The following is a 12,576-nucleotide window of genomic DNA, read 5'->3' as shown; positions in this document are numbered from 1 at the left end:
GACGATGCCAGGCTGAAGCTTCCCCGCCGGACTCGCGATCGAGACAGAAGGACCCGATATGGCCGACGACGTTTCCCTCTCCTCCTGGCGCGACACCGCCACCCGCCGTGCGATCGAGCAGTTCGTGGCCGCGGTCGTGGACGGTCCGGATGCCGTACCCGCCGTCGAGCGCGTGGCCGTGTTCGACAACGACGGGACGCTGTGGTCGGAGAAGCCGATGCCGACGCAGCTGCACTATGTGGTGGAGCAGTGGCGCGCCGCCGCGGAACACTCTCCCGACCTCGCGGGACGGCAGCCCTATCTCGCTGCGGTGAGCGGCGACTTCGCCTGGCTGAGCACCGCGATCGACAAGCACTACTCGGGGGACGACTCCGATCTGAAGATCATCATCCAGGCCCTCGTCGGACTCACCGACGGGATGAGCGTGGAGGACTATGCGCGATCCGTCGCGGAGTTCTACCGCACCGCGCAGCACCCGACGCTCCGGCGTCCGTATGCGGACGCGGTCTATCAGCCCATGGTCGAGCTCCTGCGCTACCTGGAGCACCACGGCTTCACCTGCTACATCGTCTCCGGCGGCGAGCGCGACTTCATGCGCCCGATGACGCAGGCCAACTACGGCATCCCCCCGGAGCGGGTCGTCGGATCCGCCTTCGGCCTCACGTGGGACGAGGCCGCGGGGACCGTGCGCTACTCCTCCGCCCTCGCCTTCTTCGACGACGGCCCGGAGAAGCCCGTGCGGATCTGGAGTCGCATCGGACGACGACCCCTGTTCGCGGGCGGCAACTCCAACGGGGACACCGCGATGCTCGACTTCGCCCGTCGTGGCGAGCGCCCCGGCTTCGCGATGCTCATCCATCACGACGATCCCGATCGCGGGGATGCGCCCTATGACGCGGGCGCGGAGAAGGCTCTGGCGAGCGCGTCGGACGCCGGGTACACGGTCGTGAGCGTGCGGGACGACTGGGCGACGGTGTTCACACAGAGGGTGTGAGCTCCGTCGGACTCTGCGCGATCTCCTCCTCCGCCGGCAGCGCCTCCGCGTCACCCGACGTCGGACGTCGGAGCAGCTCGACCAGGATCGCGAACACGATGAGCCCCAGCGTCACACCGAAGACCGTCCCGAACGACCCCGGTCGCGTCACCATGAGGATGAGCAGCGCGAGGACCATCCCGACGATGAGGATCGGCCCGTGGAAGCGGTCGACTGCGAGGCCGAACCGCCCGGTCGACAGCCCCCGTCGCTCCCAGGTGCCGCGGACCGCCGAGAACAGGCCGTCGAGGACACCCCGGACGCTCGCGGCGCTGCGGCTCGACCCCGCCAGCCACGCCCAGACGGCGACCAGCACCCCGACCAGGGCCAGCGCGACGATCGTCGAGCTCAGCAGCGAGGTCACCTCGTCGAAGAGGGACTGGGCGGCGGCCGCCGTCATGATCGACGGGCTGACCGCGCCGATGAAGAACGTCCTTCCGATACCCATCCCCGCGGAGAGCAGGAGGAAGGCCACGGCGAACGCCGCACTCGTCCAGAACAGGGCACGCGCACGGTTGCGGGCGAGCAGGATGCCGACGACGACCAGGCCGAGCACGACCCACGGGAGCCAGAACCCGGCAGCGACGGCGATCTGATAGACGGTCCGCACCAGGACGAGCGCATCCGCCTGCGCGATGGGTATCGTCCGGTCGATCTGCGGGATGAGGTCGGCGAACCCGACACCCCGCTCCGACAGCGTCGACTTCACCCTGTCGATCACGACACCGAGGTCGATCGACAGCACGCCGTCGTCCGCGAGCTGCAGAGCCGTGTCGGGGCTGTCCTGCATGATCGCGACCGCGCGCTCGTGGGTCACGCGCAGCGTCTGCGCCCAGATGTCGGCGAACTGGTCGGAGGCGACGACGTCGTGGATGACGCCGTCGACGAGCGAGGTCAGCCCGCTGGCGGCCGGGGCCTCGAGGAGGGTGAGCGCCGATGCGGCGCGCGGAGGGAGGTCCAGCTCCCGCAGACCGTCGAACACCTCGCCGACCACGGCGGTGAGATCGACCTGCTCCTGGATCGCGGTGCTCACCTGGTCCGCGACGAAGTCCTGCACGTCGGGGTCCTGCGCCAGCGGTGCGAAGGTCGCCACGAACCGATCCGCGTCGACGAGCTGCAGCCGCGCCCAGGTCCCCATCGCCGCGATCGGTGCCATCAGCACCGCGAGTCCGAGCACGATGCCGGCGACGATGCTCCTCGCGACCGGTCGGCGACGCGGTGTCTTCAGTGCCTCGTTCTCTTGTTCGAGGAGGAGGACGCGGGCACGCAGGTCATCCAGTTCGCTCATTCGTCCTTCTCCTCGTCAGGGACACGTGCTCGGTCGCCGGCGACGGCGCATCCGCTCCTCAACTCAGGAGCTTCTGCTTCGCCGCGACGAACTCCTCCTCCGACAGCACCCCGGAGTCCTTCAGGGCAGCCAGCTGCTGCAACTTCGCGATCATGTCATCGGCGGCCGCGGGGCCCGGTGCGGACGGAGCCGCGTACGACGAGGCCGCGCTCTGCGCCGCCGCATCGATCTGCGCCTGCTGCTGCGCGGCCTCGTACTGCTCCTGCTCGTACTGCCCCTGTGCTCGTCGTTCCTGATGCCGCATCGCTGCTCCGCTCACGGCGGTCGCGGTGCCGGCGACGACGGCGGTGCGGGCGGCGAGACCGATCAGGCCGGGACGGCCGAATCTTCTCAGTGGCATGTCATTCACCTTCCTGATCGAGGATGTCCATCATGGCGTTCACGACCGGGGCCGGCACGCGCTCGCTGCGCAGCACCTGCCCTCCGGCGGCGGCGAGGCTCTGCGCGAGCGCCCGCGCGAAGGCGAGCTCCAGGACGACGACGGCCGCGGACTGCCCGGGCGGGAGCGTGCTCGCGAGCGCCTCGACGTCCTCCTCCCCCGCGAGTCCTGCCGCGATCGGCTGGAACTCCCCGAGCCCGAGCGTCCCCTCGTCCGATTCGAGTTCGACGATCTCGACCTCGCCGTCCGACGACTTGGTCAGGATCACGAAGTCCAGCAGGCGGACCACCCCGCTCTCGATGAGGTCGGCCAGGGCGCGGAACGTCGCCGGATCGGGACGCTCCCCCTCGAAGCCGACGAGATAGAACTCGGCCGGGCCGAATCGGAAGTCGTTCATGGGGTGCCCTTTCACGCGAGGAGGCGACGCGATCATGCTCGCACCGGCCCGTGCGGAGCGGATGCGGCGCTCACCCCAACCGGGTGAGCGCCCCGCCCGTGCGGCCCCGCGCACTGCCACGATCGCGATACGCCGTAACTCAACGAAAGGAGTCGGACGTGTCCATATGGACTAGCTTCTGGGACATCATCTGGTGGTTCTTCTGGGTCTTCGTGTTCATCTCCTACCTGATGGTGCTCTTCAACATCGTGGCGGACCTGTTCCGGGACCATGCTCTCAACGGGTGGTGGAAGGCCTTGTGGATCATCTTCCTCATCTTCGTCCCGTTCCTGACGGCACTCGTCTACCTGATCGCCCGCGGCAAGGGCATGGGCGAGCGCAGCGTGTCCGCCTACCGCGACCAGCAGCACGCGGCCGACGAGTACATCCGCACGGTCGCGGGTTCCAGTCCGAGCGACGAGATCGACAAGGCGTCGAAGCTCCTCGCGTCCGGCACCATCACCCCCGACGAGTTCGCGTCCATCAAGGCGCGTGCGCTGAGCTGACGACGAGGACGGGTGGTCGGTGTGAAGGAACGCACGCTCGGCGACGTCGAGTTCGTCGTCGTGCACCTCGACACCGGCCACCTCAGTCCGACCGTCCTCGAAGCGCTCCTGCGTCAGGTCGAGGCCGGTGCCGTGCGCCTCCTCGACCTCCTCGTCGTCGAGCGGCTCACCCGCGACGAGTACCGCCTCACTGAGGTCGACCGCGACGAGTTCACCCTCGCCGGCCTCGGCTTGCACACCCCCGGGCTGGTCGGCGACGAGGATGTGCGGCACTTCGCCTCGGGGCTCCCCATCGGCGCCGTGGCCGCGCTGATCCTGGTCGAGCCGACCTGGGGCGAGCGGTTCTCCCGCGACATCGGCCGGCGCGGGGCTCGCATCCTCGCCCGACAGCCCATTCCCGCCGCGGTGGCGAACACCGTGCTGGCCTCCTCCCCGAAGCAGCCGCCTCCGCGCTGAGCCCCCGCCGCCGGTCGCCCGGTCAGACCGTGGTCTGCACCGCCTCGCGCCGGGAGGACACCCCGAGCTTCCGGTAGATCGCGCGCTGATGCGTCTTGACCGTGTTGATCGACACCTCCAGCTCCCGGGCGATCTCATGCAGGGTGCGTGCGGTCTGGAGCTGCTGGAAGACGTCGTGCTCGCGTTCCGAGAGCGAGCTCACCGGGGACCCCGCGGCGTCCACGGCGAGGCAGCGGCCGATGAAGTCCTCGTATTGGGTGCCGAAGTGCACGTGCTCGCCCAGCAGCCGGCGCACGGCCGACTCCCGCGGTCCGAAGGGCAACCGGATGCCCTCCCCGGCGGCGACGGCGACGGCGGCCTCGCACAGCTCATGCGCCTCGTCACGATGACCCGCGTGACGCCGCAGCACCGCCGCGGTGCTCAGTGTGGCGACCTTCACGTAGGAGACCTCCGCGAACACGTGCAGGGAGCGCAGCATCTCCAGCGCGGTCGAGTACTCGCCGGCACGCCGCAGCACTCCGGCGAGCGCCACGCTGACGACGGGAAGATCAGGGCACTGCACGTACTTCCTGGCGATCCGCAGGGCACGATCCGGGCGTCCGACCGCCTCTTCGAGCAGAGCGACCGACGACTCCCGGAAGGCCGGCCACGTGATCCCGTGGAGCACCTCGAGCGGGATCTCCTGGATCCCGATGGCCGCGCGCCGGCACGCGGCGACGTCGCCCGTCTCCGCGGTGGAGTAGGCGATCATCATGCGGGCGATCCCCGTGAACGAGCGGTCCGAACCGCCGTTGGCGATCATGGCGCGGAACACACGGATCGCCTCGTCGAACTCTCCCGCCCAGTAGGACGCGTATCCCGCCGCCGCCGCCGCGCTTCCCCCCGCGTATGTGCTCCAGGGCAGGCTGACGTCGGCCGAGCCGTCGACGTACGCCAGCGATTCCCGTGCCTCGACCAGCCGCCCCGCCCAGGTCTGCCCGAAGGCGAGATGGCCGAGTGCGCGCTTCGCGAGCTCGCGATCGTCGGAGCCGCGCGCCTCTCGAGCCGCCGCGGTGAAGTACTCGAGCGGCACGGACGGACTGCCGCGATGGCGGATCCCGGTCCAACCCATGAGGTGATACAGCGCCGCACGGTCGCCGAGATCGGTCGAGTCCGCGTCCAGCAGCATCTGCCGCACGCTCTCGCCGGCACGGACGACCTCCGCGCGATCGTCGGCGACGAACAGGCGGGCGAGCTGCAGGACCGCGGGCTCCGCCGCGGCGCCGCTCCGGGCGATCACCGATTCCGCCCGTCGGAACAGCTCACGCGCCACCCGGTGGTCGCCGAGCACGTCGCTCGCGCTCGCCCGGACGAGGAGCACCTGTGCATCGTCGGGGGTGCGCCGCAGCATCTCCGTCGCCGTGCGCTCGACCTCGGCGGCGTGCGCACCGACCACGAGTCCGAGCCAATGACGCAGCAGGGTGTCCCTGGCCGTCCTGGGTTCCCCGGCCCCCAGGGAATGCGCGATCGAGGCGATCGGGTCGCCGGCTTCGAGGGCCTTCGCCGCGCGTCGATGCGCCGCCGCCGCGCGAGGACCGTCCAGACCCGCGATCTCCGCGCATCGGCGCGCGAAGGAGGCGTGCCATCGATACACCGGTCCGTGCGGACCGTCGTACCGATCGAGGAAGAGCCCCGAGCGCACGCACCTGTCGAGCAGTTCGCCCGCATCCGCGCGCCCGGTGACCGCCGCGGCGAGCTCCGGGGTCAGTTCGCCGCAGACGCTGGCGTCGAGCACGAAACCCGCGATGTCCGGGGCGAGCGCACCGAGCACGTGCTCCCGCACGTAGTCGCCGAGGAACCGCGCGGCGGTCTGCGCATCCGAGTCGGGACGTGCGCCGCCGATCAGCATCAGCCGCACGGCGATGGGCCACCCCCGCGTCTCCTCGAAGATCGTCTCGGCGGTGAGACCGTCCGGCTCCGCCGCGTGCAGGAGGCGGACCTCGTCCGGCGTGAAGCTCAGCAGGTCGGCGCCGAGAAAAGACTCCGGATGGGTCACGCCGAGCCGGGAGAGGGTGACCTCCAGCAGCGTCGTCCCCACGAGCAAGAGGTGGAGGGCGTCCGGCGGCTGCTCGGCGAGCATCCCCAGCAGACCCCGCCCCCAGTCCTCCCCCGCCCGGTGCGCGTCGTCCACGATGAGGTGGACGGGACCGTCGACCTCCTCCAGAGCCGCGCAGATCTCCTGATACGCGTGCTCCGGGTCGTCGAGGTCACGGGAGAGCGCGAGAGGGCTCCCCGTGCGCTCGGCACCGATGCGCAGCGCGTTCACGACGCCCTGGCTGAGCCGCCCGGGGTCGGAGTCGAAGGAGCTGAGCGCGAGCCAAGCCACCTGGTCGCGTCCGGCGGCCCAGTCGGCGACCGCGGTCGTCTTGCCGAAGCCGCTGGGAGCGCTCACCACCGTGAGGGCGCCGTGCGCCGTCGCCGCGGAGATCGCCGCGCTCACCCGGTCCCGCCGGATGGCGCCCGGTTGCGGGGCCGGGGGCCGGAAACGCACCGTCGGTCCTGGCCTCGCCGAGCGCACGGGGGGCGACATGGCACCAAAGCTAGTGTCCGCCTCACCCCGCTCTCAAGGGGATCACGAGCGCCTCGCCCTGGTGATCTTCACCCCTCCGGCGGTGCATGGGCGTCGCGTCTGAGCGCATCGGCGGTGCGGATGAAGAGGATGATCCAGGTGAACACCACGGTCCCGGCCACGAGCTCCACCGCCGTCAGGGTGTAGTAGCCGACCGCGAACAGGACCGCGAGCACGACGACCAGCGCGAGGAACAGGTAGCCGAGCATCAGGAAGGTGCGGGAGACCCCGGGGATCCAGCGCCGCAAGGCGAAGACGAGCACCCCGTACGCGACCACCATTCCCGATGCCACGGCGGTGTGCAGCGCGAAGAAGTCGTCGACCGGGAACACTCCGACGAGCCCCAGGAAGATGCCGACGATGATCAGACATGTCCGCACGCCGACCACCCCGCGCGGGTGGGTCGTGGGGATCCCTCGGGTGGCGTAGCGGGCGAGCGTCGTCACGAGGATGCCGGCGACGATCAGGGTGAGGTTGAAGGTCCGCGCCGACAGGTCGTCGGTCATCCCGAGCGCGCTGAGGTTCTCCTTCCACCACAGCGGATCGCTCGCCGTGAGCATGCTCGCGAGCACCCCGAACACGAGGAACAGCGCGAGCACCGTCGCCAGCAGCTGCAGGTCGAGGTGCGTCGCGGAGTAGTACGTCACGTAGGCGGTCAGCGCCGCCGCCGCCCCGGACAGCATGAGGACCGGGATCGGGAAGACGACGGCCCCCTGGAGGCCCGCCTCCATGATCGTGGCGGCCAGCGTCCACCCCAGCAGGGCGATCATCGCGTGGGCGAACGAGAACGCCGCGATGTCGATGATGTCGAGGACCCCGCGCTTCCGGCTCCGCTCCGGATCGGAGGCGATGACGCGGCCCAGGACGAAGACCACGATCGCGGTCACGGCGGACGCCAGCGCGACGAACTGCCCGATCGAGTCGGGACCGGAGATCGGAGCCGACCCGAGCCGGAACACGGGGAGCGCGACGAGCGCGGCGAGCACGAAGGCGAAGATCGCGATCTGGAGTCCGATCGCCTCCCGCGCGCGCTCCCTCGTCTCCCCGTGCGAGCGGGCCGCCGTGAGCAGATCCCGTGATGGTGGTGTCGTGGCCATGCGGACAGTCTCGATCTCCGCCGGTGCTCCGCGCGACGGGTGCTCATCCGCGAGGGGTGATCCTGCTCGCGGGCGATGGCTCGGACCCGGCATCCTGTTCGTATGAGGAGCAGGATCAGCACCCGGACCAGTACTCGGACCCCGACGGGCCGGCGATCGTGAGCCTGGACGCGCTGTTCCCGTCGGGGGTGACGGCCTGGCAGGTCGTGCTCGCACTCCTCTGCATCCTCGTCGGATGGCTCCTCTCCCGGTTCGCCCGCAAGGGCGTGCTCAAGCTGACCAAGAGGACGCCGGGCATCTCCGACTCGGTGGCGCAGCTGGCCGCCCGGTTCACCCAGTACGCGCTGATCCTGGTCGGCATCGGCGTGGGCCTCGCGTTCCTCGGTGCGAACGTCCAGCCGCTGCTCGCGATCACCGCGATCGCCGTGGTCGTGCTCATCCTGGTGCTGCGCGGCGTCGCCGACAACTTCGCCGCCGGAGTGCTGATCCAGTCGCGGCAGTCGGTGAAGATCGGCGAGGAGATCTGCGTCGACGGCCCCGACGGACCGATCCTCGGCATCGTGCAGGAGCTCAACGGACGCGCCGTCATCCTCACCACCGTCGACGGGCGCACCGTGCACGTGCCGAACGCGGCCCTGCTCACCGGCGTCCTCGTGAACGACTCGCGGCACGGATCGCGACGCAGCGCGGTGTCGGTGCGCATCGACCGCTCGGGTGCGCACGGGCTCGACGAGGTGATCGACATCCTCAGCCGCACCGCCGGTGAGGTCGACGGCGTCCACGCGCGCGAGCACCCCGGTGTCGCGGTCGCCTCCGTCTCCCCCACACGATGGGTGCTGACCCTTCGGATCTGGCACCATCCCCTCCACGGCGCGACCGTCCTCTCCGACACCGTGCGCGGCGTCGCGGAGGCGCTGGAGGCCGCGGGCGTACCGGCCGTCGTCACCCCCGAGCAGGGCCCGCCGCCGCTCGTCGCCCCGGAGCCGTTCTGAGCCTGCGTCGGCAGCGGGACGACCGAACGGCCCGCGAGGCTGCGGAGATCACGGGCGCCGACGGCTACGCTGACCGCGTGACCCCCACCCCCGCGACCACGCCCGATCCCCCGAGCGGGATGCTGTCCCCGAGCCTGCGGGTGCTCCTCACCCTCGCGGCTTCCGCGATCGCCCTCGCCGGGCTCTACTTCGTGCGCGACATCTTCGGCCCCATCGCGCTGGCCATCGTCATCGTCATCGTCTGCGAGCCGCTGCGCCGCCCCCTCGACCGGCGCGGGTGGCCGCGATGGGCGAGCACGACGGCGGTCATCGCCCTCGCGTACCTGATCCTGCTGGCGATGGGCGCGCTGCTCTGGCTCGCCGGCACCCAGTTCGCGCGCCTGATCGGGGATCTCGTCTCCGAGGGCGGCCTGACGAAGACGGCCGACCAGCTGGTCGCCTGGCTGCAGTCCCTCGGGCTGGACGAGGAGGCGTCGGCAGCCGCCGCCTCGGTCCTCGATCCCACGACCCTGCTGGGGATCGCACGCAGCCTGGGCGGCACCGTGATCGCGGTCGCCACCGCGCTCTTCTTCGTGTTCGCGTACATCATCTTCATGGCCGTGGACGCCGCCCGATACCGGCAGGCGCCCGCGCTGTTCGGCGCCACGAAGGGTGCGGTCATCGAGCGGATCACCCGGCTCAACTCCGGCATCCGCCGCTACTACATCGTCAACGCCGCGTTCGGCGCCATCGTCGCCGTCATCGACGGCCTGGCCCTGTGGTGGATGGGCATCCCGGTGCCCATCGTCTGGGCGATCCTCGCCTTCGTGACGAACTTCATCCCCAACATCGGGTTCGTCCTCGGGCTGGTCCCCCCTGCGATCCTGGCCTTCGTCGTCGGCGGATGGCCCCTGTTCCTCGGCGTGATCGCCGTGTACTGCGTCGTGAACGTCGTGCTGCAGGTGCTGGTCCAGCCGAAGTTCGTCAGCGACGCCGTCGATCTCAGCCTCACCCTGAGCTTCTTCTCCGTGATCTTCTGGACCTTCATCATCGGTCCGCTCGGGGCGATCCTGTCGATCCCGCTGACCCTGCTCGCCCGCAGCCTGGTTCTCGAAGGCGATCCCGGAGCGACGTGGCTGCGCTGGCTCTCCGGCGACCGCACGGCGGTCCCGCCCGACCCCGAACCCGAGCCCGAACCCGCCGAGGGATTCCGCCGGCGTCGCCGGCGTCCCCGCTCCGGTCGCGGCTGACGGCGACCCTGCCCCCTCGTCGCCCTCCCACCCCGGAAATCACCAGGGGGAGCTTGCCCGCCGAGTCTGTCCCACGGGCCGTTCCCGGTGGGATCGTGGAGGCGAGCTCGCTCGGACGGAGCGCAGCCGAAGGAGGGGGCATGCAGCGACCACTCGCCGGGCTGACCACACGGAACCTCGTCACGGAGCTGACCGCGGGCGTGACACTGCTCGCGATCGCGATCCCCCTCAACATCGGCTACGCGCAGATCGCCGGGCTTCCCGCGACCGCCGGTCTCTACGCGCTGATCGTGCCGACCATCGTCTATGCCCTGGTCGTCTCGTCCCGGCAGCTGGTCGCCTCGCCCGATGCCGCGGCCGCCGCGCTGGTCGCATCCTCGATCGGCGGCCTCGCCACGGCCGGGAGCGCGAGCTACGCCACCCTCGCGCTGGCCCAGGCCATCATCTGCGGCGGGATGTTCGCGCTCCTCGCCATCTTCAAGCTGGGGTTCCTGGCGAACTTCCTGTCGAAGCCCATCCTGATCGGCTTCGTCGGCGGGCTCGCGCTCGACATCATGGTCAGTCAGATCGCGAAGATGCTCGGCGTGAAGATCGACTCCGGGGCCGACTTCCTGGGCAAGGTCGGCGACCTGGTCTCGGGCTTCACCGGGCTCAACGGCTGGTCGGTGCTGATCTCGGCCGCGTCGGTCGCGGTGCTGCTGCTCGGACGCGTCTTCCTCCGCGCGGTGCCCTGGGCGCTGGTCGTCCTCGTGCTCACGACCGTCATCGTGGTCATCGCCGGCCTCGACTCGCAGGGGGTATCGGTCCTCGGGGAGGTGCCGGCCGGTCCGCCCGCGCTGACCTGGCCGGTGATCGACTGGTCGCTCTGGCTCGCCCTGGTGCCGTCGGCCATCGCGCTGACCCTGGTCACGACCGCCGAGGGTCTGCTGGTCTCGCGCTCCTACTCGGAGAAGCACCGCTACCCGTTCCACGCCAACCGCGACCTCTGGGCCTTCAGCGTCGCGAACGTCGCCGCCGGCGCGCAGGGGAGCTTCACGGTCGGCTCCTCGACCTCCCGCACCGCGGCGATGGACCAGGCGGGATCCCGCACGCAGCTCCCGGCACTGGTGCTCGCGGTCGGGACGCTGCTGCTCCTGCTGTTCGGGACCGCGCTCCTCGCCGACATCCCCTCCCCGGCCATCGGCGCGATCGTGGGCGTCGCGATCATCCCCCTCCTCGGGATCCGGGATTTCATCGGCCTGTGGCGCAGCGATCGGTTCGAGTTCCTGATCGGCGCCACCTGCTTCCTCGTCACGCTCCTGATCGGTTCGATCCCCGGCATCTTCGTGGCCTTCGTCCTCGCTCTCATCAACATCGCCAAGCGCGCCTCGAACCCCGCGATCGACGTGCTGGAGTCCAGCGGCGATCCCGGTGAGTCGCTGCTCGAGGATGCTCCGGCCGGCACCGTCACGGCTCCCGGGGTGATCGTCATCCGCCTCGCCGCCCCGCTGTTCTTCGCGAACGGGTCCGTGTTCGCCACCGCCGTCAAGGACGCGATCCGCTCCGCGGGCGAAGGGACCGTGCACCACCTCGTCGTCGACATGGAGGCCGTGACGGACGTGGACGTCACGGGCGCGGAGTCTTTCGCCTCGCTCAAGGAGTGGCTCGCGGACCAGTCGGTCTCCCTTGCGTTCTCCCGGGTCCGGCCGAACACCCTGCATCGGCTCACGAAGCTCGGTCTGCTCGCGTCGGAGCCCGTGTACGCCACCAACCGCGCGGCCATCACGCAGCTCGCGCCGACCGCCGGTGCGCCGTCGTCACCCGAGAGAGAAGGTCAGTAGATGGGATCCGTCATCGGGGAGATCCTCCCCCTCGCCCTCGGCATCGCGATCAGCCCCATACCGATCATCGCGGCGATCCTCATGCTCCTGTCCCCGAAGGCCCGCGTGACGAGCGTCGGGTTCCTGCTCGGCTGGGTGGTCGGCATCGTCGTCGCGGTGACGGTGTTCACGCTGCTGTCCGCGATCCTGCCCGCGGAGGACCCGGACGCCTCGCGTCCCATCCGCGGCGTGGTGCAGCTGGTTCTGGGACTGCTGCTGTTCGTCCTCGCGTTCGGACAGTGGCGCAAGCGCCCGAAGCCCGGCGAGGAGGCCGCCCTGCCGAAGTGGATGCAGGCCATCGACAAGGTCACGTTCATCGTCGCGCTGGGACTCGGATTCCTCCTGTCGGCGCTCAACCCGAAGAACCTCATCATGGCCGTCGGCGCGGGCGTGGACATCGGCAGCGCCGCCCTTCCCACCGGTTCGACCGTCGTGGTCATCGCCATCTTCACCCTCATCGCCGCCGCGACCGTCCTCGTCCCGGTCGTCGGCTATCTGATCGCCGCGGAAAGGCTCCGCGCACCTTTGGACGCCCTGCGCGGATGGCTCGCCAGGGAGAACGCGGTCATCATGGCGGTGCTGCTGCTGGTCATCGGCGTCTCGATGGTCGGCAAGGGCATCGGCAGCTTCTAG

12 protein-coding genes are annotated in these 12,576 nt (G+C 70.4%); 7 read left to right on the top strand and 5 right to left on the bottom strand.

The annotated features are described in order from the left end of the window. Positions 1 to 58: 58 nt before the first annotated feature. Positions 59 to 994, top strand: coding sequence for an HAD family hydrolase (locus MME74_RS07100; protein ID WP_267418058.1), 936 nt, complete (start codon positions 59 to 61; stop codon positions 992 to 994). On the opposite strand, the gene MME74_RS07095 is transcribed toward MME74_RS07100, so the two are convergent. Genes MME74_RS07095 through MME74_RS07085 form a run of 3 tightly spaced genes read right to left on the bottom strand, consistent with a single transcriptional unit; the run spans position 978 to position 3,157 of the window. After that, complete coding sequence (locus MME74_RS07095; protein WP_267418057.1) at positions 978 to 2,321, bottom strand: hypothetical protein; 1,344 nt, start codon at positions 2,319 to 2,321, stop codon at positions 978 to 980. The genes MME74_RS07100 and MME74_RS07095 overlap by 17 nt on opposite strands. A 58-nt stretch (positions 2,322 to 2,379) precedes the next feature. Next, on the bottom strand, positions 2,380 to 2,721 hold the full coding sequence (locus tag MME74_RS07090; protein ID WP_267418056.1) for an SHOCT domain-containing protein: 342 nt from the start codon (positions 2,719 to 2,721) through the stop codon (positions 2,380 to 2,382). Position 2,722: 1 nt separating this feature from the next. After that, positions 2,723 to 3,157, bottom strand: coding sequence for a DUF6325 family protein (locus MME74_RS07085; RefSeq protein ID WP_267418055.1), 435 nt, complete (start codon positions 3,155 to 3,157; stop codon positions 2,723 to 2,725). A gap of 158 nt (positions 3,158 to 3,315) precedes the next feature. On the opposite strand from MME74_RS07085, the gene MME74_RS07080 reads away from it, so the two are divergent. Both MME74_RS07080 and MME74_RS07075 read left to right on the top strand, forming a co-directional pair. Then, a complete protein-coding gene (locus tag MME74_RS07080; protein WP_267418054.1) occupies positions 3,316 to 3,702 on the top strand; it encodes an SHOCT domain-containing protein in 387 nt (128 codons plus the stop codon). Between the two features lie 21 nt (positions 3,703 to 3,723). After that, positions 3,724 to 4,158, top strand: coding sequence for a DUF6325 family protein (locus MME74_RS07075; protein ID WP_267418053.1), 435 nt, complete (start codon positions 3,724 to 3,726; stop codon positions 4,156 to 4,158). Positions 4,159 to 4,180: 22 nt separating this feature from the next. Here the strand turns inward: MME74_RS07075 and MME74_RS07070 are convergent, their stop codons facing one another. Together MME74_RS07070 and MME74_RS07065 are read right to left on the bottom strand one after the other, a co-directional pair. Further along, a complete protein-coding gene (locus tag MME74_RS07070) occupies positions 4,181 to 6,688 on the bottom strand; it encodes a LuxR C-terminal-related transcriptional regulator (RefSeq protein ID WP_267418052.1) in 2,508 nt (835 codons plus the stop codon). 107 nt (positions 6,689 to 6,795) lie between these two features. Continuing rightward, positions 6,796 to 7,863 (bottom strand): DUF998 domain-containing protein, encoded by a 1,068-nt coding sequence (locus tag MME74_RS07065; RefSeq protein WP_267418051.1) that lies wholly within the window; start codon positions 7,861 to 7,863, stop codon positions 6,796 to 6,798. Positions 7,864 to 7,919: 56 nt separating this feature from the next. Between MME74_RS07065 and MME74_RS07060 the strand changes: the two genes are divergently transcribed. The 4 genes from MME74_RS07060 to MME74_RS07045 all read left to right on the top strand — a co-directional run bounded on the left by MME74_RS07060 (position 7,920) and on the right by MME74_RS07045 (position 12,576). Next, the gene (locus MME74_RS07060; RefSeq protein WP_267418050.1) at positions 7,920 to 8,855 is read left to right on the top strand and encodes a mechanosensitive ion channel family protein; all 936 of its coding nucleotides are present in this window, start codon (positions 7,920 to 7,922) and stop codon (positions 8,853 to 8,855) included. Between the two features lie 77 nt (positions 8,856 to 8,932). Beyond that, positions 8,933 to 10,084 carry an AI-2E family transporter gene (locus tag MME74_RS07055; protein WP_267418049.1) on the top strand — a complete coding sequence of 384 codons (1,152 nt, stop codon included), beginning with the start codon at positions 8,933 to 8,935 and terminating at the stop codon, positions 10,082 to 10,084. Positions 10,085 to 10,224: 140 nt separating this feature from the next. Beyond that, entirely contained in the window at positions 10,225 to 11,904 is a 1,680-nt protein-coding gene (locus tag MME74_RS07050; RefSeq protein ID WP_267418048.1) for a SulP family inorganic anion transporter, read from the top strand. After that, positions 11,905 to 12,576, top strand: coding sequence for a GAP family protein (locus MME74_RS07045; protein WP_267418047.1), 672 nt, complete (start codon positions 11,905 to 11,907; stop codon positions 12,574 to 12,576).

This window comes from Microbacterium oxydans (assembly GCF_026559675.1).
In the GTDB taxonomy this organism is placed as follows: Bacteria; Actinomycetota; Actinomycetes; order Actinomycetales; family Microbacteriaceae; genus Microbacterium; species Microbacterium oxydans_D.
This window is presented reverse-complemented; position numbering and strand designations above follow the sequence as displayed.

What these genes read in the sequence shown, in the direction of transcription:
- MME74_RS07095 (WP_267418057.1), bottom strand. Translation starts at nt 2,321, where the DNA reads ATGAGCGAACTGGATGACCTGCGTGCCCGCGTCCTCCTCCTCGAACAA.
- MME74_RS07090 (WP_267418056.1), bottom strand. Translation starts at nt 2,721, where the DNA reads ATGCCACTGAGAAGATTCGGCCGTCCCGGCCTGATCGGTCTCGCCGCC.
- MME74_RS07100 (WP_267418058.1), top strand. Translation starts at nt 59, where the DNA reads ATGGCCGACGACGTTTCCCTCTCCTCCTGGCGCGACACCGCCACCCGC.
- MME74_RS07065 (WP_267418051.1), bottom strand. Translation starts at nt 7,863, where the DNA reads ATGGCCACGACACCACCATCACGGGATCTGCTCACGGCGGCCCGCTCG.
- MME74_RS07045 (WP_267418047.1), top strand. Translation starts at nt 11,905, where the DNA reads ATGGGATCCGTCATCGGGGAGATCCTCCCCCTCGCCCTCGGCATCGCG.
- MME74_RS07085 (WP_267418055.1), bottom strand. Translation starts at nt 3,157, where the DNA reads ATGAACGACTTCCGATTCGGCCCGGCCGAGTTCTATCTCGTCGGCTTC.
- MME74_RS07050 (WP_267418048.1), top strand. Translation starts at nt 10,225, where the DNA reads ATGCAGCGACCACTCGCCGGGCTGACCACACGGAACCTCGTCACGGAG.